The organism is Methylocystis sp. Uni0008 (assembly GCF_056838045.1).
This window is the reverse complement of the sequence record NZ_CM166370.1, coordinates 3,205,538-3,226,606: the sequence shown is the minus strand read 5'-3', so window position 1 is coordinate 3,226,606 and position 21,069 is coordinate 3,205,538. Positions and strand designations below refer to the sequence as shown.

General features: G+C 61.0%; 17 protein-coding genes and 4 pseudogenes. 14 read left to right on the top strand and 7 right to left on the bottom strand.

All coding sequences use genetic code 11. The features are described from left to right. The first annotated feature begins 15 nt into the window (after nucleotides 1-15). Complete coding sequence (locus AC0X69_RS16150) at nucleotides 16-1,839, top strand: ABC transporter ATP-binding protein (RefSeq protein WP_482608769.1); 1,824 nt, start codon at nucleotides 16-18, stop codon at nucleotides 1,837-1,839. Nucleotides 1,840-1,860: 21 nt separating this feature from the next. On the opposite strand, the gene AC0X69_RS16145 is transcribed toward AC0X69_RS16150, so the two are convergent. The 5 genes from AC0X69_RS16145 to AC0X69_RS16125 all read right to left on the bottom strand — a co-directional run bounded on the left by AC0X69_RS16145 (nucleotide 1,861) and on the right by AC0X69_RS16125 (nucleotide 6,943). Beyond that, entirely contained in the window at nucleotides 1,861-3,081 is a 1,221-nt protein-coding gene (locus AC0X69_RS16145; RefSeq protein ID WP_482608767.1) for a glycoside hydrolase family 1 protein, read from the bottom strand. Between the two features lie 33 nt (nucleotides 3,082-3,114). Further along, nucleotides 3,115-4,464 carry a family 1 glycosylhydrolase gene (locus AC0X69_RS16140; RefSeq protein ID WP_482608765.1) on the bottom strand — a complete coding sequence of 450 codons (1,350 nt, stop codon included), beginning with the start codon at nucleotides 4,462-4,464 and terminating at the stop codon, nucleotides 3,115-3,117. A gap of 359 nt (nucleotides 4,465-4,823) precedes the next feature. After that, nucleotides 4,824-5,117 carry an HdeA family protein gene (locus AC0X69_RS16135; protein ID WP_482608763.1) on the bottom strand — a complete coding sequence of 98 codons (294 nt, stop codon included), beginning with the start codon at nucleotides 5,115-5,117 and terminating at the stop codon, nucleotides 4,824-4,826. A 16-nt stretch (nucleotides 5,118-5,133) separates the two neighbouring features. Continuing rightward, a complete protein-coding gene (locus tag AC0X69_RS16130) occupies nucleotides 5,134-5,430 on the bottom strand; it encodes an HdeA/HdeB family chaperone (protein WP_482608761.1) in 297 nt (98 codons plus the stop codon). A 376-nt stretch (nucleotides 5,431-5,806) separates the two neighbouring features. Beyond that, nucleotides 5,807-6,943 (bottom strand): HupE/UreJ family protein, encoded by a 1,137-nt coding sequence (locus tag AC0X69_RS16125; RefSeq protein WP_482608759.1) that lies wholly within the window; start codon nucleotides 6,941-6,943, stop codon nucleotides 5,807-5,809. A gap of 268 nt (nucleotides 6,944-7,211) precedes the next feature. Between AC0X69_RS16125 and AC0X69_RS16120 the strand changes: the two genes are divergently transcribed. Next, nucleotides 7,212-7,757 carry a copper resistance CopC family protein gene (locus tag AC0X69_RS16120; protein WP_482608757.1) on the top strand — a complete coding sequence of 182 codons (546 nt, stop codon included), beginning with the start codon at nucleotides 7,212-7,214 and terminating at the stop codon, nucleotides 7,755-7,757. 69 nt (nucleotides 7,758-7,826) lie between these two features. Continuing rightward, entirely contained in the window at nucleotides 7,827-8,393 is a 567-nt protein-coding gene (locus AC0X69_RS16115; protein ID WP_482608756.1) for a hypothetical protein, read from the top strand. A 32-nt stretch (nucleotides 8,394-8,425) separates the two neighbouring features. On the opposite strand, the gene AC0X69_RS16110 is transcribed toward AC0X69_RS16115, so the two are convergent. Continuing rightward, on the bottom strand, nucleotides 8,426-9,640 hold the full coding sequence (locus AC0X69_RS16110; RefSeq protein ID WP_482608755.1) for a PepSY-associated TM helix domain-containing protein: 1,215 nt from the start codon (nucleotides 9,638-9,640) through the stop codon (nucleotides 8,426-8,428). Between the two features lie 611 nt (nucleotides 9,641-10,251). Here AC0X69_RS16110 and bufA2 point away from each other — a divergent pair. From bufA2 to AC0X69_RS16085, 5 genes and pseudogenes are all read left to right on the top strand, one after another. Beyond that, entirely contained in the window at nucleotides 10,252-10,512 is a 261-nt protein-coding gene (gene bufA2, locus AC0X69_RS16105) for a BufA2 family periplasmic bufferin-type metallophore (RefSeq protein WP_482608754.1), read from the top strand. Between the two features lie 656 nt (nucleotides 10,513-11,168). Next, complete coding sequence (locus AC0X69_RS16100; protein ID WP_482608753.1) at nucleotides 11,169-11,699, top strand: hypothetical protein; 531 nt, start codon at nucleotides 11,169-11,171, stop codon at nucleotides 11,697-11,699. 195 nt (nucleotides 11,700-11,894) lie between these two features. Then, nucleotides 11,895-12,572, top strand: a complete 678-nt coding sequence (locus tag AC0X69_RS16095; protein WP_482608752.1) for a hypothetical protein — start codon at nucleotides 11,895-11,897, stop codon at nucleotides 12,570-12,572. Nucleotides 12,573-12,803: 231 nt separating this feature from the next. Then, a pseudogene (locus AC0X69_RS16090) lies at nucleotides 12,804-13,346 on the top strand (cytochrome-c peroxidase); the annotation flags it as partial. Continuing rightward, a complete protein-coding gene (locus AC0X69_RS16085; protein ID WP_482613421.1) occupies nucleotides 13,326-13,844 on the top strand; it encodes a cytochrome-c peroxidase in 519 nt (172 codons plus the stop codon). The pseudogene AC0X69_RS16090 and the gene AC0X69_RS16085, both read left to right, overlap by 21 nt. A 355-nt stretch (nucleotides 13,845-14,199) precedes the next feature. Here AC0X69_RS16085 and AC0X69_RS16080 read toward each other — a convergent pair whose 3' ends face one another. Next, the gene (locus tag AC0X69_RS16080) at nucleotides 14,200-14,400 is read right to left on the bottom strand and encodes a hypothetical protein (RefSeq protein ID WP_482608751.1); all 201 of its coding nucleotides are present in this window, start codon (nucleotides 14,398-14,400) and stop codon (nucleotides 14,200-14,202) included. A gap of 387 nt (nucleotides 14,401-14,787) precedes the next feature. Here AC0X69_RS16080 and AC0X69_RS16075 point away from each other — a divergent pair. The 6 genes and pseudogenes from AC0X69_RS16075 to AC0X69_RS16050 form a co-directional block, all read left to right on the top strand. Continuing rightward, nucleotides 14,788-16,536: pseudogene (locus AC0X69_RS16075) on the top strand (PQQ-dependent dehydrogenase, methanol/ethanol family); the annotation flags it as partial. Nucleotides 16,537-16,589: 53 nt separating this feature from the next. Further along, nucleotides 16,590-17,343: pseudogene (locus AC0X69_RS16070) on the top strand (substrate-binding domain-containing protein). A gap of 231 nt (nucleotides 17,344-17,574) precedes the next feature. Continuing rightward, nucleotides 17,575-18,108, top strand: a complete 534-nt coding sequence (locus AC0X69_RS16065; RefSeq protein WP_482608750.1) for a c-type cytochrome — start codon at nucleotides 17,575-17,577, stop codon at nucleotides 18,106-18,108. Next, entirely contained in the window at nucleotides 18,105-18,485 is a 381-nt protein-coding gene (locus AC0X69_RS16060; RefSeq protein ID WP_482608749.1) for a c-type cytochrome, read from the top strand. The genes AC0X69_RS16065 and AC0X69_RS16060 overlap by 4 nt, the downstream gene beginning before the upstream one ends. 34 nt (nucleotides 18,486-18,519) lie before the next feature. After that, nucleotides 18,520-19,581, top strand: coding sequence for a polysaccharide pyruvyl transferase family protein (locus AC0X69_RS16055; protein WP_482608748.1), 1,062 nt, complete (start codon nucleotides 18,520-18,522; stop codon nucleotides 19,579-19,581). 44 nt (nucleotides 19,582-19,625) lie between these two features. Then, nucleotides 19,626-21,054, top strand: a pseudogene (locus AC0X69_RS16050) (Coenzyme F420 hydrogenase/dehydrogenase, beta subunit C-terminal domain). Nucleotides 21,055-21,069 lie beyond the last annotated feature (15 nt).

The following is a 21,069-nucleotide window of genomic DNA, read 5'->3' as shown; positions in this document are numbered from 1 at the left end:
GCGCGTTATAGCGCCATGAATCCTCACCAAGAAATGACGGATGTCGCGGTCTACCGCCGCGCCCTGACGTATTTTCTGCCGGACTGGCTGCGGATCGCCGCGCTCGTCATGCTGATTGCGGTGTCGGTCGCCGTTGGCCTCCTGGAAGCGTGGCCGCTTGCGGTGCTCGTCGACTCCGTTCTTTCCAGCAAGCCGAAAGGCAATTGGATACACAGCTACTTTCTCGCGGTCCTGCCGAACGACCGACCGGGACAGATCGCGGGCCTCGTCGCGATCGGACTTGGTCTGCAACTCATCGGCTACACGGCCTGGATGGGCCGGATGATGATCAATTATTACCTGAACTATCGCGGCACCACGCGGGCGCGCTTCGATCTTTTCGCCAAGCTTCAGAATCTCGGCCTTACCTATCACCGCACCAGACCGCAGGGCGATTCGATTTACCGGCTCACGACGGACGCCTTCGGGCCGTGGGGCATTGTCGACGTGTTGATTGGCACCTCGGTTGCAGCCGTCACGCTCACCGTGATGACCATCATTCTTCTCTCGCGAAACGTCGGCTTAACGCTGGCGGCGTTTGCGGTCGCGCCACTCATGATCTGGAGCAACTGGCGCTTCGGCGTGAGAATTCATAAGCGCGCGCTGGAGTCGAAGCAGATCGACGCCGATCTCACGGCGCATATCCAGCAGGCGATGACGCGCATCCCACTGGCGCAGGCCTTTCGTCGCGAATCTTTCGAATTCCGGCGCTTCTCCGGCGCGGTCGGCAGAAGCGTAGACGCGCTGTTGCGGCTGAACTGGCAGGAGCAGCTCTATCCTCTCGCGCGAGACGGCATCCTGTCTGTCGGCGGAGCGATCATCCTCGGCTATGGTGGCTGGCTCGTTTACCGCGACCAGTATCTGGCGCCGGTCGCCGATGGCATGACGGTGGGGACGCTCCTCATCTTCATGGACTATTTGCGCAAACTGTGGGACCCGCTGAAGTGGCTAAGCGAATTCTTCGCCAAAGTGCGCATCTTCGAAGCTGCTTCCCGACGGGTGTTTCGTGTCCTCGACGAACGGGAAACCGTCGTCGACGCCCCCTCGGCGCGTTTGCTGCCGAGCAAGCCTCGGACCTTGACGATCGACGAGGTGAGCTTTGACTATGGCGGCGGAAAGCGGATTCTCACCGACGTTTCAGCGACGATACGACCGCGCGAGATGGTTGCGTTTGTCGGCGCGAGCGGCGCGGGCAAAAGCACGCTCTTAAGCCTCATGCTCCGCTTCTACGATCCAACGAGCGGCGCATTGAGATTGGACAGCTTGGACTTCCGAGACATGCGACTGGACTCGCTGAGAGCCCACTTCGCGCTCGTCGCTCAAGACAGCCTCGTGCTGCCGACGACCATCGCCGAGAATCTGGCCTATGGCCGACAGAGCGCGACGCGCGCAGAGATCGAAAGAGCCGCCGAAGCCGCCGGCGCCGCCGAATTCATTCACGGCCTGCCGGAAGCCTATGAAACGGTGCTGGCCGAAGGAGGCGCCAATCTCTCCGGCGGTCAACGCCAGCGGATCGCCATCGCCCGCGCGCTGCTGTCGGACGCCCCGTTTCTTGTTCTCGACGAGCCGACGAGCGCGCTCGACCCTGAGCAGGAACGGCGGCTGATTGAAACGCTGCACCGACTGAAAGGGTCGCGCACGATCATTCTCGTGACTCATCGGCTTGAATCGGTGGTCGACTGCGACTGCATTTACGTGATGAGCAAAGGACAGATTATCGAGCGCGGCGCGCACGACGACCTCATCGCTTCGGGCGGCGCTTTCTCGAAGGCCTGGCGACGCCCCGAAGCGGCCGAGTGATGCCGTGCCGGATGAAGATCGTCACCTCGCGGCGTAGCGCCGCGTAGCGCTTCGCAAGCGATCGATGCGCGCCTGGCCAGGCGATTCAATTTCCAGCATCGCGCGATGCAGCGCCTCGAGCGGCCCCGCGCCTTGAAGCGCCTCGGCCATCGGTTCGCAGAGCAGTCGGCCAGCGCCAGGATCGCGGTGACATAACGGATCCCACAGCCCCATAGGCGTCCAGAGATCGCGGTCATGCCATTCCGGCATGCCCAGGATCGGGTAGAGACACGCGCCGCGCAAAGGCGCATTCTGCTGCAAAAGCGTGTGGCAGGCGTCAATGACTTCGCAAAGCCATGGCCCGCGATTGTCTCCGACGTGGCTGGTCTCCGTAATCATCACCTCCCGGTCATAGCGCCGCCAGACAGAGGATATGAGATCCGAAAGCGGCGCACGACGCGGGTCGTCGTCAGGAAGCGGCGGCACGTTTCCGTCATCGTTCGGCGTGTCATTCAGTTCCCACTGATTGGTCCAGTAGTAGTTGATCCCGACGATATCCAGATGATCTGGACTTCCGCCGAGTTCGGGCAGAAGCCTGCCGCACAACATGTCCCAACTCTGAAACACCAGCCGCTCATTGAAGTCGTGCGCTTGAGCGGCGAGATCCGGCCTGTTGTTGGGGCAAACGACGCGGCACAAGGGATCGACATTGACGAAGCGCGCATCGGGACAGGCGGCCCGAATCGCATTAATGCCGGCGATGGCGGCGCGCGCGAGCGCGACTTTCAGATCCCAGCCCCGACCCGACCCGTAGGGCGCAAACAGGGCTTTCTCGCCAGCGGCATAGGCCATGAACGAAGGCTCGTTGATCGGCGTGAAGACGCAGCGCCCCTCAATACGCGCGTCGATAAAACGCGCCACCGCATAACAATAGTCCGCGAAGCGCCGCGGGAAGGCTTCGGACCAAAGGTCGACGTCCTGCGGGAACCCATAATGAAAAAGGTCCCATATCACGCCCACGTCGTGGCGGTTCGCGGCCTCGATGAACGGTTCGAGGGAGGAAAAGTCGAACCGACCGCGGCAATCGATGAGAGGCCAACGAACAGTCTCACGCGCGGCGTGCAAGCCGAGACGCGCAATGTCCGCATAGTCCTCGTCGACATTCGCGTCGTGACCCGTCGCGACCACCTGGTCGAACCACTCGCCGTGCCTGTTGAAGCCCGTCGATCCTTCAAACCCCGCAAGAAAGAAGCTCTGAAACATGTGTTTACTCCCCGATTACTCGCGGAGACTGCTCTACGGCAGCCGTTTTGGCGCGAGCGGACCAACCGCATGCGCGCCGCTCGACGTCAGTCGACGATAGGAACCGACAAGAGGCGTCTCGATACGCTCCAGCCGCCCGGACGGATCGGGATCGAGATCCCACAAGCCCATCTGCAGCAGATGATCTTGCAGCGGCCTCGTTCCCTGGCGATAGGCCCAGGTCACAAGCGCGAACATCGGCCACCACGTATAGCCGACCATTCGAATGCCCCTCGCCCGCAACGCTTTCACCGCCTCGACTGAGTCGGCCAGCCATGCCTGACGCTGTTTCACCGAGCCCTTGGTCGCGGTCTCGGAGATCATGATCGGCGCGCCGTAGCGCTCGAAATACATCTCGCCGATTTTGGACACGAGGTCGCCGGAAGCAAGTGGCATTCGAATGCGCAATCGTCCCAGCCGGTCGCGAGACATGCGCTTCATCGTGAAGATCGGATAAAGGTTTACGCCGACTATGGGCAGTTCGAGAGGCTGGCTGAGGAAGGCGGCGAGCGCCGCTTCCGACGCATTCTGTCGGCGCAACCACGCCCAAAGCGGATGACTCGCATCGACGCGCCCGCTGATGAGATCGAGCGCAAGAAAGACGATGCGCTGGCGCCGTTCGACTTCCTCGGCCAAGGTTGGATCGTTTGAAATGAAGACGTCCGTTGCGTCGACGTGAAACGGCACGATTTCGGGGTCAATGTCTTTCAGCGCACGGGTCGTCTCAACGATTCCCCGACAAATCGACAACATCACCGCCACGAAGCTGGGCCAGCTGCGTCCAAACGGCGGCCACCACCCCAGACGCCCGCAATACCATGCGGTAATCCGCGGCTCGTTGAGCGGCGTGTACCATCTGATCCGGCCCCGAAATCGCTCGGCGAGCCGCGCCGCAAATTCTGCGACGCGTTGGGGATAGTCCGCGTTGAGGAAGGCGTTCTCCAGCCAATGCGGGAGACCGTAGTGAACGAGGTCGACGATTGGATCGATGTTGAGTTCAAGCATACGCTCGAGCGCGGCGTCGACGAAGCTGAAGTCCCAGACCTCAGGCGCCGGTTGCACGCGATGCCAGGGCACGCCATAGCGCGCGCAGGGAACGCCCAGTTGCGCCATCAGCGCCAGATCCTCGGACCAACGCCGGTAGTGGCCGGTAAGCTCATATTCATCCAGCAAACGCCCTGTCTTCGGGTGCGGAGCGGTGATGAACGTGTCTTCGATGCCCGTCGCCCATAAGAAGGCGCCGGGCGCAGTCAGCCGATCAAGTTCTTTTGCGGAGGGAAGCATAAGCTTCAGCGACTGCCGGCGGTCGTGGAGAACGGCGCCCAGGGTCTGGCGCGGCTCCACGTGCTCAGGGAGGCGCTGTAAACCCGGCGTCGGCGCGGATCGGACGGTTGCGGAGCGTCTTTCGTCATGGGCGTCCTCCGTCGCGGGAATTGGCGCCTTACAGGCGATGCTACGCTCGAGCCTGCTGTGTCGGGTTGGCTTGGCTCCTCGAGGTTAACCCGGAAGACAGGCTCCGGTTCCGGCGTCCAGCGAAGTTGCGCAGCGCCGACGGGCGAAGATATCCCGCACTCGGAGAAGAACCCAGTTGCGTTGAAGCGTGAATGATGGAGCGGGTGGAAATTTCGCCCGTCTGAAGGAAACGAATGACGTGCTGTAAAATGAACAGCGCGCGGCCACGCGAGGCCGCGCGCTTGAGTGCGTCAGCGAACGCTTTTTTGAATGGCTTCCATCAGGAAGGACTTGGGTTTCTTCTTGCAATAGCGCACGACCTTGTCGGTGTTGCGCTTCACGTCGCGTGAATCGATCACGGTCTGGTTATTCTTCGCGTTGAAGTAGCCCCGCATCCAATTGGCGACGAAGTCCTGAGTGTCGCCGTCATATTCCGCGAACTGCTTGCAGGTGATCTCCGACATTTCGATCATGACCTGCGCATTGGCTGGGACGGCGATTGCGATCGCGGCAAGCACGCCAGCGAAGATAAGTTTGCGATTCATGTGCTTCCCCGTCCTATTATTTCTGATCAAAAGCGCGTTGCAGACCGGCCATAACGGATTCATTCGGATTGGACGCGCACCAGTCCTTCACGCTCGCCGAGTTCTTGAGAAATTTGTTCAGATCGATGAAGGTGCGGCCGCTTTTCTGCGCGAACCATCCGGCCATGAAGGCTGCGAAATCGGCCCGATCGCTGTCGGGCATCGCGAGCATCTCACCGCAGGTGATGCGCGTCATGTCTATTTTGACCTGCGCGTTGGACAGCGTAGGCGCGAGCGCTCCCGCCGCGACGAACGCCAATATCAGCTTCCTCATCAGATTTCCTCCGAATAAGACCAATCCAAAGGGCCGCTCTTACCTATGCGCGGCTCTCGCCGGTGAGAAGCCGCTGCGCCGGTTCATCCGCCAATGAGCGATGTCGCCGCCGCAGCGGAGTTCCCGCCGGACTGCGTGAACTAGACATTTAATAAAGGGAAGTCCATCGGCATGATTTGGCGGTTCGCCAGTTCGCCCCGCGGCTTTATTCTTGCTTTCGGTGCAAAAAAGCCTACCCGGCAGTTGAATCGGCATTTTCATCAAAATGCTTGACTGACGCGCTCGTCAGCCTGCGCGAGCTCCCGGAGCTTGTCGGACTGACGCTCAGCATTTCGGCGGCCGCGGCAATCGTGGGCAGGCTGCGGCGGGAGTTCCGCTATCCGAGCTCGAAAACCCGCACGAAAAACCAGTAAGCCCCAAAGCAGGCGATGATCGCTGAACAGACTTTAACCAGGAGCGGACTGCGCTGACCCTGAGTGAAATTCTTATCGATCACAAGGAGTAAGGGGAGAACAATGAGCACCACGCCGATCTGCCCGACTTCGACCCCGATGTTGAAACTCGCCAGCGCGGGGACGATGGCGCGCTGCGGAACCCCGAGTTCGATCAAGCCGCTCGCGAAACCGAAGCCATGGATGAATCCGAAAGCGAAGGTGTCGCGCCAGCGATTGTCCACCTTACGCGTATAGAAGTTCTCGAGCGCCACATAGATGATCGACAACGCGATCGCGATCTCCACCCAGCTGCTCGGCAGATTGATGAGTTCGAGCGCGGCCAGCGACAGGGTGATCGAATGCGAGACGGTGAAGGCCGTCACGATCTTGACGACCGGCCAGATGCGAGTCGCCCAGAGCATCACGGCGATCAGAAAACACAGGTGATCATAGCCGGTGACGATATGTTCGATCCCGGCGGAGAGAAATTTCGGCGCAAGCTCCCATGGCGTCAGCAGCGGCTTCGAGAGATCGATCATCTTGTCGCCGGGATAGATCATGACCTGTCCGGGCGCCGGCTCGCGGCCCATGCGCTGCGCCTCATTCAGATTGGACTCGTCGCGCTTCTCGCCAATGCTGACGAGATGTTTCGCCCGCGGTCCTTGCGCTTCGAGGAGTCTGAAGGGGTTATAGAAAATCTGACCCTCAAAGGCGCTGCAATCAATCCGTAACACCACCCTTGAGTCGCTCGGATTGGATGGATCCACGCCGACGGAGTCGACCGCGCTTGCGCACGTCTGGCCTTCCGCGTTCTGCAGATCGACGCGCTGCTGAATGAATTTGCCGATCATGCCCTCAATCACGCCGGGCTCTGTCAGATCAACGTCGCTCTGCGGCTTGTTCTCGGCGAACATCCTTTCGATATCGGTTCCAAGAAAGCCGACTTCGACGCGATAATGACCCTGCCCTTCCGGCACGATGCGGCTGCTGGAAATATTCGCGGTATGGGCGCACGCCGCCGAGACGCTCGCGAACAACGCCAGAATTGCACCGAGCGCACTCTTCCGCGACCATACCATTGCAGCGCACTCCCTTGACGCGCCGCGCGCCGGCGACGTATGCAGTTTTGCTAAAAGATGCATATCGAGAGCCAGGGGCAAGCTCAAGTAGGGGCGCGGGTGAAGTCGGCGCCGCTTTGGCGTAAATTCTTGTTGCGCCGCGTCAAACCGGCGTCGCTGGTCAAGTCTGCGACAATGTGAAAAATCGGCGATTGGCAGCCGCGCGGGACTCTCTGCGTGCGAGGTTAAAACCGCAACCCTGGTATACTCCGGACTTCCCGACATGAGGATGAGCGAACACGCAATATTCTCTTCTCGTAGGTGCGCTTCCCGGATCTTCGTCGGCTTACATGCGCGTCTGCTATCGCTCTCTGCGGCGATCCTTTCGTTTGTCGCGGCGCCTGAATCCGGGGCCGCATACGGAACTGTTTCCGATTCCTCGGCAGCAGGGCGAGATCAGCAGCTTCGCCCCGCCATCGTACTCACCGGCCCCTCTGCGGCGCCGCAAGAGGCGGGACGCCCGGCGATCATTCTCGCGCACGCCATCGTTGTCCGCACCTCACCCGCGCAAGGCGGCGTCGGCGCCGGAGACATCGGAAAGGTTGACGTGTGGTATGACGCCGGCATTCGCGACGCCTTTGCCGCATTGGCGGTTGTCAGCGCCTCGGGCGAAAGAGTCGACAAACGCGACGCAGCGATTGATAGCGCCGATCCGAGCCATGTGTCGGTGAGCGTCAATAAGCTGACGCCCGGCAAATACACGGTCCGCTACCGGGCGCTCTCGGCTGACGGCCATCTCGTCAGCGGGGCCTGGGAGTTCGAGGTGCGCCCGTAAGGCGTCTCGCAAATGCGAAAAGAATCGCCCAAAGGGCGACAGGTGGAGCAAGGGAAGGATGCGTAAGCGATGACTCCGGGACGTCTGAATTTGCTGATTTTCGCCGGCATCGTTCTGCTCATCGGCGTAAACGGCGCGGCGTTTTCGTATCGACTTTGGGCGCCTGCCCTCAGTCAATATGTGGACGATTTCTGGAAAAAGCACACGCTGAAGCCCGCCGAAAAGGCGGGCGATCGCACGATTTCGGAGTGTCTTGGAGTCAGCGACTTCTATTCCGTCCACCTCACGACTTACTTCCTGCCCGATTCGGAGGAGAGCGCGGGAGGGCCGACGGACGATCTGAGCAAATATGATGAGTATTGCGACCGCGTGCCTGGACCCGGGAAGGTCATTTTTTCCGTCACGCTCATGGAAAAGGAGGCGCGAAACGAGTCCGTCGCGCTTTCCTTCTACGAATATGATTCTCAGGGCGGCCTCAAACAGATCAACACCTTGCCGTCTCATCCTCATTCCAGCGGCTTTGTGACTTTGGATGCGACTGTCCCACGCAAGGGAAAGTATCTCCTAAAGCTCGCGTTTGGCGACGCCAAAAACGCCGAAGACACGATCGAGATGCCGATCTTCGTCGGGCGATGATCCGCAGTTTGCGAGGAGAGCCGGACGTGATGTCAGTTCGTCGGCCGTCTTCGCGCTCGGCGTTTTTGCCGCCAGCGCAGAAAGCCTGTCACGTAAAGCGCTAGCGGCGTCAGCCCGACTATTAGAACGATCGAACGGCCGATGGAGCCGAAAGCCTCGCCGCTGTGCAGCGGGAAGAGCCATTCAAGGAACGAGTCGGCGGCGGAGAATTCGCTCCGATCCTGCACATAGGTGACGCGACCGCTGTACTGATCAATGCCGACGTTCCGGAATGTCTTTGCTCGATTGGGCTCGTCCTTCGATTGCCGGCCGACGACATAGACGCCGCTGGGCGCGCTCGGCAGAAGGATCCAGTGCAGCGCGCCATCGGGAAAAACTCTGCCGGCGACCGCGGCGGCCGCGTCGAGGCCGATCGCCGTTCGGCCGGAAGTCGGCGTCGACTTTCCGAAATCCGGATCTGCGCGCACCTCGGAAAACATGCCTGCCACGGAGCGCGTTGCGGGCTTGAAAATCATGGAGACGCCTGTGAACAGCGCAACCAACAAGAAAACGACGAAGTAAGCGCCAACGCTTCTATGCGCGTCATAGACGATGCGCTCTGGGCTCGCGCCCCATTTGATTTTTAGGCCCAGGCGCCAGTCGCCATTGCGCGGCCACCACAGATAAAGACCGACAAGGATGGACATGAAAACAAGGATGCCGACCGCACCCAGGATATAGGCATTGTTGACTCCGAGAAGCAGAGTCCAATGAAAGGCCATGACGAGCGGAATCAGCGGCTGCGACAGCGCGCTGTCTCCGTGTAGAAGAAGCCGCTGCCCTTTGACCTTCGCCGTGTAGGGATCAACGAACATCTCATAAACGTCGGCGTCGAAATCGTCCGTCTCAACCATGTAGGTAATTGCCACGGCCGCCGCTGCATGGCGTGGCAGCGTGACTCGCTCCGGCTTGCCGTCAGCGGGCATCGCCGCGACGGCCGCTGCGAGAACTTCGTCGAGTGGGTGAAGGACGGGTTTCGCCGGCATCTCAACGCGCATGATCGACGCGTTCAGCCATTCGTCAATCGTCTCGCGAAACGCGAGAATGCTGCCGCTGAGCCCGACCAAAACAAAAACCGCGCCCGCGAAGAGGCCGATGGTTCGATGAATCTGCAGCAAGAATTTCCGAGCGTCTTTGCGCGGGCGCGAGGACCGCGACGGCGATGCGATTTTTTCTTCGACCTGGGATTCGATAGTCCTGTCAGACATTGCAGAGAACTCGGTCATAGGCGTCGGCCGCACACGATGACCGCCTAATTCCGACCGAGTTGGAGCAGTCTTGTCAACTAAAGCCGCGGGTCACGTCGCGCGCAGAGAACGCGACTATGCCGAAATTTGCGTATGCTTGGCTATCTCTTATGCCGTCGAACTTCGATGAAGAGATAAAGAGCGCCGACAATCACGATCATCATCCAGGTGGCAATGGCAAGGATCCAGGTCTGTCCGCTCCACATACCCCCTCCTCCATGGTTCGCTCATCGTCACGACATCTCCCGGTGTTTTGACGTGCGGTATTCGGCCAGCCCGAGGCGTTCGGTCCGATGTAAGTATGATGGATATAGAACGCCATCATACTCCTCATCAATTCCGAGTAAAGGATGGATTTAGAGCGATATTCGCTGATCCGTCGTACAATTCGGTCGCGTTTCCTTTCAGCCACAGCCTTCGTCACATGCTGGAGAACGCCGGCAGCGGCCGCTCAAAGATGCTCGGCGCCGGAAGGCGGCGCCGAGCGGCAGCAGCGTTTTGCTTTATCGCCCTGGACTGGTAATTCCTGGAGACAGGCGTTTTAACAATTAGAGCACTAAGAGACGGACAAGATGAAAGCAGAAAAGTGCAAGGGGGCGACGCTCGCGGTCGCTGCGATTTCGATGGTCATCGCCGGCGCTGCGCCGCCCGCCAAGGCGGCCTCGACCACAGGCAAAGTGCACTGCCTGGGAGCAAACAGTTGTAAAGGCAAAGCCGACTGTCACACCCCGAAGAACGCGTGCAAGGGTATGAATTCCTGTAAAGGCCAAGGCTGGATTTTCAAAGAGTCTGCCGCCGCTTGCGAGGAGGCCGGAGGGAAGGTCCTCGACTGACGTTGTGGCATCGCGATCTCAGCGTCGGCGAATCTTAGGTGAATTGACCTAACAGCATAGTCCGCCGACGCTCTGATCAACCAATCTCGAAGGGGCTGCGCGCCTCGCGCCGTGCGCCGATGATCCCCGAGGCGCCACGGCTAATGCGCGTCCTCGGTGGGTTTTGTCGCCCGCATTCATTCACGCAGTAGATAGCAAGTCCGCGACATTCGCCTCCGCTGGCAATCCGCGCGACGTCTGATCTTCAAGACGAGAGAACTCGGGCGGCAACGCCCCTGCTTCACGCCTCATCCACTGTTTGCGCGCGGTTTGTTCAAACGCCGCCAGAATGCGGCGTTATTTGCCCGTTCGACGTGGAATTTTTCAGCGCGCCACGGGGCCTCAACGCCGCCGCCGCGCCGCCACTCTGGCGCGGCGCTGATCTTTAAGGAAGAGCGCGCCTTCGCTCGAAGATCTTGCCGACCCCAAATGGCCGCTAAATGAGAACCTGATCTTTAGGGACTCGAAGGTGGGAGACAGCGATGTCGATAGCGGTGCGGGAAGCGCCTTATCACTGGCGCGCAAGGCAAGCAGGCCTCGTCGACGAAGTTGGCGGCGCCTCAACCGTCATCGTCGCAATTCTAGGGCTAATCGGTCTTTATGCGCCGATCCTGGTCGTGATCGCGACGATTCTTTTCGGCGTGACCCTTTTGATACATGGCAACACCATATTGTCGGAATATGCTCGAATTTCCGTACTGGCCGGCCCAAAGTCGCCCATCAACGCCTTCAACGCCAGCGCTCGCTCGGCCGTTGTCTTGCTCGGCGCAGGCGGCATTGCCCTTGGCGTGCTTGCGTTGCTCGACTTCAACTCCGCTGTGCTCACGCCCATCGCATCGATCATGTTTGGCGTCGCGCTCATCTTGAGCAGCGTCTCAGCATGGCATTTAGATGTCCTCAGACGGGCGTCAGGCTGGGAAGAACAGTCTCCACGAGAATTGATCGCCAATCAGATGGCCTTTGATTCCATTGGCATCCAAGTCTTTGGAGCTCTTGCTGCGGTCGTGCTTGGCGTTCTTGCCGCATCTGGCGCGAGCAATGATCTGACGTTCAACCTCGCGGCGCTGCTCGTCCTCGGTTCAGCGCTCGTTCTAAAAGGCGGCAGCCTTAACGCGATCCTCTTCAGCTTCATGCGTTCGACGTCCTGAGAGCGAGCCGCCGCGACTTTACATCGCCAGCGGCGCGGCGCCGTCGTTGAGATTGAAGCGCGTGGCGCCTCGACCGGCTTATCTACGGAAACTCACGCGCAAGCGCGTCGTCCGTCTTGACTATGTAAATCTAACGCTAAGTGCAATTGCGCGTTCTCTTGCCCATGCGGCGATCGCAAGTCTGGAGACACTGTCATGGCCATTACATCTCGGGAGTCGTCATTTCGTGAAACAGCGGCCTATGGCGGCCTTATCGACGCCATTGGCGGACTAGCCACAATCGTCATTGCGATCGTTGGACTTTCGGGCGTGAATGCGCCGATGATGGCGTCGATCGCTACGATCGTCTTTGGCGTCGCTTTGCTGATACAGGGCGGAACCATGCTGTCTGAATACGCTCAAATCATCTTCCCGGCCGGATCGAGCACAACGAGCGCCGAGGGATTTGGCGGCAGCAGCCTGTCAGTCGTCTTCCTGGTAGGCGCGGCGGGCATCGTCCTGGGCGTGCTCTCGCTGCTTGGCATCCAGCCTGCGGTGCTGACCCCGGTGGCGACGATCGCTTTCGGGTCCGCGTTGGTTCTGAGCAGCAATGCAGTGTGGCAACTGCACGTGCTCGGCCAAGAGTCGTTGAGGAGCAGAGGTCAGGCCGGCGCCGCCGGCGGCGATATCCTGGCGAGCGAGATGGCCTTCGGCTCAGCAGGCATTCAGGCGCTCGCGGGACTGGCGGTCATCGTGCTGGGCATTCTGACGGTCGCCGGCGCGCCGAATGATCTGACGCTGAACCTTGTCGCCTTGCTGGCGCTCGGCGCGACGATCGTTTTCACCGGGGGCAGCCTGAGCGCCACCTTGATGAGCTTTATGCGCGCGTCCTAGCGCGTCGCGAGCAAAGTCATGACGATGCGAGTCGTGCGACTCGCATCGTCATCGATTGAGCATTGGTGTGCGCTGCGAACGACTTGGGCCAACGACAACTCGCCGTTTTGTTCGATGTGTTGAGGCAGGTGCTGCCTCGCACCACTGTCAAACGCCATCTCGCTTCGAATCAATTGCCGCAATGTCCTGTTCCACGCTGAATAGCGTCAGCGCAGGAAAGAGAAGCCGCTCATGAAACTGCCTGCTCCGGCGACAGCTCTGCTTTTTGCATTGCTCATGACCGGCGGTGCGCGCGCCGCGGATGCCCTGCGAGATCAGGTGAAGGGCATGTTCGAGCCCATACCCCAGACGCCGCGCGCGCTTCCTGACAATCCGGCGACGCCCGAAAAATTGTCGCTGGGCAAAATGCTCTATTTCGATCCGCGCCTTTCCGAAAGCCACATCATCAGTTGCAGCACTTGCCACATCATCGGACTGGGCGGAGCCGACGGCCGGCCGACGTCGATCGGGCATAATTGGCAACGTGGCGGTCGTAACGCGCCGACAGTTTTGAATGCGGTTTTCAGTACAGCGCAATTCTGGGACGGTCGCGCAGCGGACCTCAAGGAACAAGCAGGCGGACCGATCATCAATCCCGTTGAGATGGGAAGAACCAAATAGCACGCCATTGATCAGCTCAAAGGCATTCCAGGCTACGTCGAGGCCTTCAAGAAGGCGTTTCCTCGCGAAGCTGATCCCATCGTCTATGACAACATCGGAAAGGCGATCGCTGTCTTCGAGGCCATCCTGATAACGCCCGATGCGCCATTCGATCGCTGGCTGCGAGGCGACGACAATGCGCTGACCGTCACCCAGAAGCAGGGACTGAAGATATTCGTCGAAAAGGGCTGCGCCAGCTGCCACAATGGCATCAATGTCGGCGGCGGCATGTATGCGCCTTTCGGCGTGGTGGGAAAGCCAGGATGGGAATATTTGCCGCCGGACGACCGAGGCCGATTCGTTGTCACCAAGAGCGTCAGCGACGACTATGTTTTCAAAGTTCCGACGCTGCGCAATATCGAGTTGACGGCGCCGTACTTCCATAGCGGGCACGCTTGGGATCTGAAGCAGGCCGTGGCTGTAATGGGCGAATCTCAGCTCGGCGAAAAGCTGACCGAGAGCGACATCGATAAGGTTACTGATTTCCTAAAATCTCTGACCGGCCGCCCGCCACAGTTCACTCTCCCGGTTCTGCCGCCCAGCGTGGCGACGACGCCGCGACCCCAGCCCTAGTCGGGCTCACTGCAGAGAAAGCCGCCGAGCGGAAGTCTCGACGGCGACGTTAAATACGTAAAATCAGAGGGTTGGAACGAGAGTGACGACCCGGCGGCGTCTGGGGGCTACTCGAGTCCAGGATCGATGCCCGCCAGGGACATGGCAAAAACGGCGACACACAAGCCAAGCGCAACCGTGACGCCGACAAGCGGCGCCGCGAGACTTTGAAGTTGTTTCAGGAAGCGCATGAATTGGTTCGCCTGAGAAAGGATCACGATCTAATAGGCGGAGCCGTTAAAGGGGCGTTGAGCGTCGCTGTCAAGCCGTAAAACAACGGCCGGGAGCCAAAAGCGAGATTCGACGGTGAAGGGACCTACTTTCCGCGTCGACGACGCCACGATTCGAAAACCCAGGACCCTACGACCAGCACCAGAAGGTAGACGATCGCCGCACTAGCCATCTCCGGAAGCTGATCCGCGACTCCTGGCCAGAACAGCAGCGCGAGCAGGGTCACGACGCCGGCGACAAGAGCAGCCAAGAGCGCATCGTAATGCATGTTCTGAAAACCTCTCATCCTTAGCGTCGCCCGCGCGACGCCGCTCACGCGCGGCGGGAGGATCCCCGCAGACGACTTGGCGTCGTCTCTAGCGCGATCGTCTCTCTGAATGTAGCGCCCTTCGCTCAAAAGCCCTCAATCTGGTTCGTTGTTAGCAACGCTTTCGAATGCGACGGCCGCAATTTCGATGCGATCGACCGACCCGCGCAGCGCTGAAGAGACCCCGTCCTGCTGCCGCTGGCGGCGCGCGATGCGGAAGCGGCGACGCTTGCCGCAGGATTTCTCGCGCTCTACGTGCGTTGCGTTGCGAATGTAGGGCGAAGTCATGTCGCGTTTGCGCTTATCTTGGTTCGGCTCATTGCTCTTTAAGACGCTTCGCCAACCAATCGCGCGGCGCTCGCCGCCGATCAGAAGAACTGGCCGATGGCTTCGCGTGACTACGCAAACACGCGCTACAGCAGTCTCGACCAGATCAATGTTCAGAACGCCTCTCAACTGAAGCTCGCATGGTCGTTCTCAGTTGGCGTCGCTCGGGGCCAAGAAGCCGCGCCGCTCGTCATCGACGGCGTTATGTATGTCGTCGCCCCTTACGACGGTCCGCGTCCCAATCAGGTCTTTGCGCTCGACGCCGCGACTGGCGAACTCAAATGGTCCTATGCTCCAAAGCCGGACGTCGCGGCGAAGGGAGTCGCCTGCTGCGACGTGGTGACGCGCGGCCTCGCCTACGACAATGGCAAGATCTTTCTCAACACGCTCGACAATCACATGGTCGCGCTCGACGCACGGACGGGCGTCGAAAAATGGGTGACGAAGCTCGGCGACATCAATCTCGGCGAGACGATCACCATGGCGCCGCTGGCGGTCAAAGGTAAGGTGCTTGCGGGCAACAGCGGCGGCGAAATGGGCGTTCGCGGTTGGCTGACCGCCGTCGACCAGAACACCGGCAGAATCGTCTGGCGCGCGCATTCGACCGGCCCCGATACGGAGGTGCTGATCGGCCCGGACTTCAAACCGTTTTATGACTGGATGAAGGGAAAGGACCGCGGCGTCGACACCTGGCCGCGCGATCGATGGAAGACCGGCGGCGGCACGGTCTGGGGCTGGATCTCCTACGATCCCAGTCTCAATCTTGTTTTCTACGGCACCGCCAATCCAGGACCGTGGAACTCCAATCAGCGGCCCGGCGACAATCTCTGGACGGCGACGATTTTCGCGCGCGATGCAGATACAGGCATGGCGAAATGGGCGTATCAGGCGAGTCCACATGATCTCTGGGATCACGACGAGATCAATGAGAGCGTGCTCGTTGATCTTGAGATCAACGGCGCGCAGCGCAAAGCGCTCATTCACCCCGGTCGCAATGGCTACATGTATGTGATGGATCGTACGACGGGCGAGGTTCTCTCGGCCGATCCCTACGACACGATCACGGTCTACAAGGGCGTCGATCTAAAGACGGGAAGAATCGAGCCCAATCACGCCCTAGACCCGCAGCTGAACAAGACGATCGAGAATGTCTGTCCGGCGCCGCCTGGCGCAAAGGACTGGCAGCCGACGGCCTGGTCGCCGCGCACGAAACTTCTCTATGTGCCTCACCAGCATCTTTGCGCGAACTTCAAAACAAGCGAAGTGAGCTATATCGCCGGCACGCCCTTCATCGGCGCGACCGTCGACATGTACGCCGGCCCAGGCGGACACCGGGGCGAATTCATGGCCTGGGACCCCGTCAAACGCGAGAAGGTCTGGTCGATCACTGAAAATCAGCTCGTCTGGAGCGGCGCCCTCGTCACCGGCGGCGACGTCGCCTTCTACGGCACGATGGACAGGATGTTTAAAGCCGTCGACGCGCGAACGGGGAAATTGCTCTGGCAAATTCGTGCGCCTTCCGGTCTGATCGGACAACCGGTCACCTATGTCGGCAATGACGGCGTCCAATACGTCGCCATTCTATCGGGCGTCGGCGGATGGCCGGGCGTCGTCGCGAACGCAGAGGTGGATCCACGCGTGCGAAATAGCGCGCTGGGTTTTGTCGGCGCCTCGCAGGATCTGCCGCTCTATACCGTCGGCGGCGGAACGCTGCTGGTTTTCTCGCTAGGAAATGCAGCGACGCCGCAACCGTCGAGAGCTCCATCGGCGCCAGGAGGCGAACGGTGATCAAACGTTCGGCTCAGGTCCTCTGCGTCCTCGCTTGTACGGTCTGCGCAGACGTGGGCGCTCGCGCCGATGACCTGCGGGTTTGCGCCGATCCCAACAATTTGCCGTTTTCCGATTCGCAGGGGCGCGGCTTCGAAAACAAGCTTGCCGAGCTGGTCGCGCGCCAGCTTGGGAAATCGGTGTCTTATGTTTGGTGGGCGCAGCGGCGCGGCTTTGTTCGCAATACGCTGAAGGCCGGCGATTGCGATGTGATCATGGGCGTGCCCGCGCATTATGACCTCGTCGAAACGACCCGGCCCCATTATCGATCGAGCTATGTTTTTGTATCCCGCGCCGATCGGGACATGTCCGTCTCGTCGCTCGAAGACCCGAGTTTGCGCAGCTTGAAGATCGGCGTGCACCTGATCGGCGACGACGGCATGAACACGCCGCCCGCCCATGCGCTCGGCGAACTGGGGATCGTCGAGAATGTCGTTGGCTTCACGATCTACGGCGACTACCGGCAGGAATCGCCGCCGGCCCGTCTGATTGATGCGGTCGCAAACGGGAACATCGACGTCGCTGTCGCCTGGGGACCGCTCGCCGGCTACGCCGCTCTTCATGCCGCCGCGCCGCTGCGGGTGACGCCTATCTCCGACACGCAGCAATTCGCGCCGCTGAAGTTTTCTTTCGCCATCGCCATGCGTGCGCAAGGGCGACGATGCGCTCAAGCGGCGACTTGATGCGGTTCTCGAACGCAAGGGAGAGGAAATCGCAACACTGCTCGCGATTTTCGGGGTCCCTAACGTTCAAGAGCCCGCGGAGTAGGAAGCCCCGCCTATGCCCTTGCGAACTATCACCGCCATTGCGCTTACTTTGTCTGGCTACGCGTGGATCGAGGCCGCTTCAGCGCGTTCAGAGCATCGTCACGTCCCGGACGCCCCCGCGCCGCATTCTCAGCCGCATGCCGCGCCGACGCCCACGGCGCCGTCACCCGCTCAGCGGCAACCGACGCCGAACGCTCAGACGGCGCCAATGCGAGCGCCAGAGAGTTCGGCGTTGCGCGCACCCACGGAGACCCGCGAGCCCTCGATCAGCTTTTTCGAGACAAGCGAGAGATACCTCCGCGCGCCAGTAACCACGCTCATGCCCGGGAACCCGCCGCCGCCTGCCCCGATCGCCAATCCAGTCGCAGGCGATCCGCAGGCGCTTCAGCGGGGCATGTCCTATTTCGCCACCTTCAACTGCGTCGGCTGCCACGCGCCGAATGGCGGCGGCGGCATGGGACCTTCACTCAGCAACCGCCTCTTCATCTACGGCGGCGAGCCAGTGAACATCTATCTCAGCATCTATCACGGCCGACCCAGCGGCATGCCCGCGTGGGGCGCCACCCTGTCGGACGAGATCATCTGGGATCTCGTCGCCTATGTGCAGAGCATCAGCCAGGCGCCGCAGAGCGGCTGGGGACGAACCATCTCTCGCGAGACCTTGAAGCTCCAGCAGACGCCTGCGGAGTTCGTCGAAACACCCAGGCCATGGGATTTCACGCAGCGATTCAGCTTTGGCCGGAAGCCGAGCGGAAGCAGCCCATGAGAGCCATACAGGCGCTGCTTCCCGCACTTCTCGTCGCGTGGTCCATATCGTCCGCGCGCCGGGGCGAAGCCGCCGACACGTCGCCCGGACCGTTGGGCGGCGATCCGAAGCGTGGCGCCGCCGAGATCCGCAACGCGGGATGCGGTTCCTGCCACAGAATACCCGGAATCGCCGGGGCCGACGGTCTCGTCGGTCCGCCGCTGGATGTGATCAGCCGACGGATCTATCTCGCCGGCGTTCTTCGCAACACGCCCGAGAACATGATCGCCTGGCTGCAGAATCCGCAGAGGTTCGTGCCGGGCAACGCGATGCCGGACATGAATCTCAGCGAAGCACAAAGTCGAGACATTGCGGCTTACCTATATACACTCAAGTGACTCGACTGCGGGGCGCGACGGCCAGAAGTGAACCATGCGGCACAAGATCGGCGTCCTGACCTTCCACCGCTGCGTGAATTACGGCTCCTATTGGCAGGCGCGCTGCCTTCTCGAGTGGCTCGAGCGGCGCGGCCATAGCGCAGTGCTCCTTGATCACATGTTTGAAGCGGTGCGCAGGGCGGAACTCAGATGCGCGCTGTCGCCGACCCTTCCTACGGCGACGCGAAGCGAGGACATTCCACGCTACGTCCGGAAGATTCGCGCTTTTCGCCGAGCTGTGCAGCGCCTGCCGAGAACAGCGCCATTCCCGCTCGATCAGCCGCACAACAGCGAGCCCTGCGACCTGGTCATCGTCGGCAGCGACGAAGTCTTCAATCTCGACCATCCCTGGTATGGCGGATGGCCGCTGTTCTTCGAAGAGGGCGTTCCACGTCAGCGGCTCGCGGCCTATGCGGCAAGCTTCGGAAATTATCAGCGCGGCTGCATCGGCGCCCCCTGGCGCAACTGGATCTCGAATTTCGACGCCATATCGGTGCGCGAGCAGACCGCGATAGGGATCCTCGACGAAGCGGGTCTGTCGGCGTCCGAACTGGCGCTCGACCCCTGTCTGCTTTATCCGCCCGACCAGCGCGACGCCGATCCCCATTGCGCCGACGCGCGCTACCTCGCGGTCTACGGACACAGCTTCCCCGATTGGTTTACGCGCCGCATGTTGCGCTGGGCGCGGGCGGGCAGCTTGCGTCTCGTCAGCATCGGTTATCGCAATGACTGGGCCGATGACCAAAGGATTGACGCAGGCCCCGAAGCGTTTCGGATGCTGATGTCCAACGCAGCGGCGGTGGCGACAAACTTTTTTCACGGCTGCGTTTTCGCGCTTATAAACCGGAAGCCGTTTGCATGCGCTGCATCTGCGTATCGAAGCAACAAAGTGCTCGACCTTGCCGCTCTGCTCGGCGCCGGCCGCCATCTCGTATCGGAGTCTGCGCCGCACGCCATTGATGCGGCGTTGGAGGCGTCGCCGGAGCCAGCGGTCTATAAGAGAATTGCTGCGATGCGCGAACGTTCCGAGGCGTTTCTCGATCGCGTTCTGGCGTGAGGCGCAAAGTGAACAGAAGAGAGCACCGCCTGACCGCCGAAGCGATGCGATGTTCCGGGCTTTGTGTCGGCTGCGGCGTATGCGTTCGCGACGGCGTCACGATGGAGCTCAATTGCTATGGGGAATTGATTCCGCGCAGCGAAGCGGGCGCGGCAGTCGCGCGCGACGTGGCGCATATTTGCCCCTTTTCCCCAGAGGCCGTCAACGAGGACGATCTTTCCGCGCGGCGCTTCCCGGCGGCCGCCTCAAGCCATCCGCTGATCGGCCGTTTCGAGGCGGCCTATGTGGGACATGCGGCGGAAGATGGCTATCGCGGCGATGGGAGTTCAGGCGGACTGGTGAGCTGGGTCGCCGCGGAGCTGTTGCGCGCGGGACTTGTGGACGGCGTAGCGCATGTCGCCGCCTTGCAAAGCCCCCTGCCCGACGGTCGACTGTTCGACTATCGCATCTCGCGCAGCATTGAAGATCTGCGCGCCGGCGCCAAGTCGCGCTACCATCCAGTGGAGCTTTCCCACGTGATCGCCGAGATACGCGAGAACCCCAGGCGTTACGCCGTCGTGGGGATCCCCTGCTTCATCAAGGCGATCCACCTCCTGCGCCGCCAGGATCCGCTGCTGCGCGCGCGCGTGGCCTTCACGCTGGGCCTGTTCTGCGGGCATATGAAAAGCGCTCGTTTGGGCGAGAGCTTTGCTTGGCAACTCGGCGTCGCGCCAGGCCGGATGACGAGCATCGACTACCGACTCAAGAATCCGGATCGCCCCGCATTGGTACCGCGCGCGAATTGCGCGTCTCGACGGCCCGCCGCGCGAACAGGACTGGTGGCATCTCGTCGATGGGGACTGGGGCGCGGGATTCTTTCAAAACTCGGCATGTGATTTCTGCGACGATGTCGTCGCTGAAACTGCGGACATATCCTTCGGCGACGCATGGGTGGAGCCCTATGCGTCGGACGGTCGCGGGGTAAATGTCGTCGTTGTTCGATCAGCCTTGATCCGAAGCATGGTCGAGCGCGGCATGAAGGAGGAGAGAGTGGCGCTTACGGAAGTCGACGCGGACTTCGTCGTGCGCACGCAGGCTGCCGGCCTGCGACATCGCCGCGAAGGCCTCGCCTACCGGCTCGCGTTACGTCTCAAGCAACGCCAACTCATCCAGCCGCGCAAGCGCGTCGCGCCTGATCGGACGCTCCCGTTTCGGCGCAGGTTGGTCTACCGCTCTCGCCGCCACATCTCCGTCTGGAGCCGGCGTGTCTATCTCGTCGCCCGGCGCCTTAAGGCGCTTTGGATCTACCTAATGTGGGCGCGCGCCGCCGGCGTGGTTTATGGCGCGCTGACATACGGGCGAGGTCCGCTCGGGGCGGCAATCGATCGACTCGAAGCCATTAGCCGAACCTTGGGGTTTGGGCGCGCGGTCGACTCGTGCTCATCACAACCGCGGTCGCGACGAATGGAACAACACGACGCGCCCGAGGTTTAATCCTTTGTAGTTCTT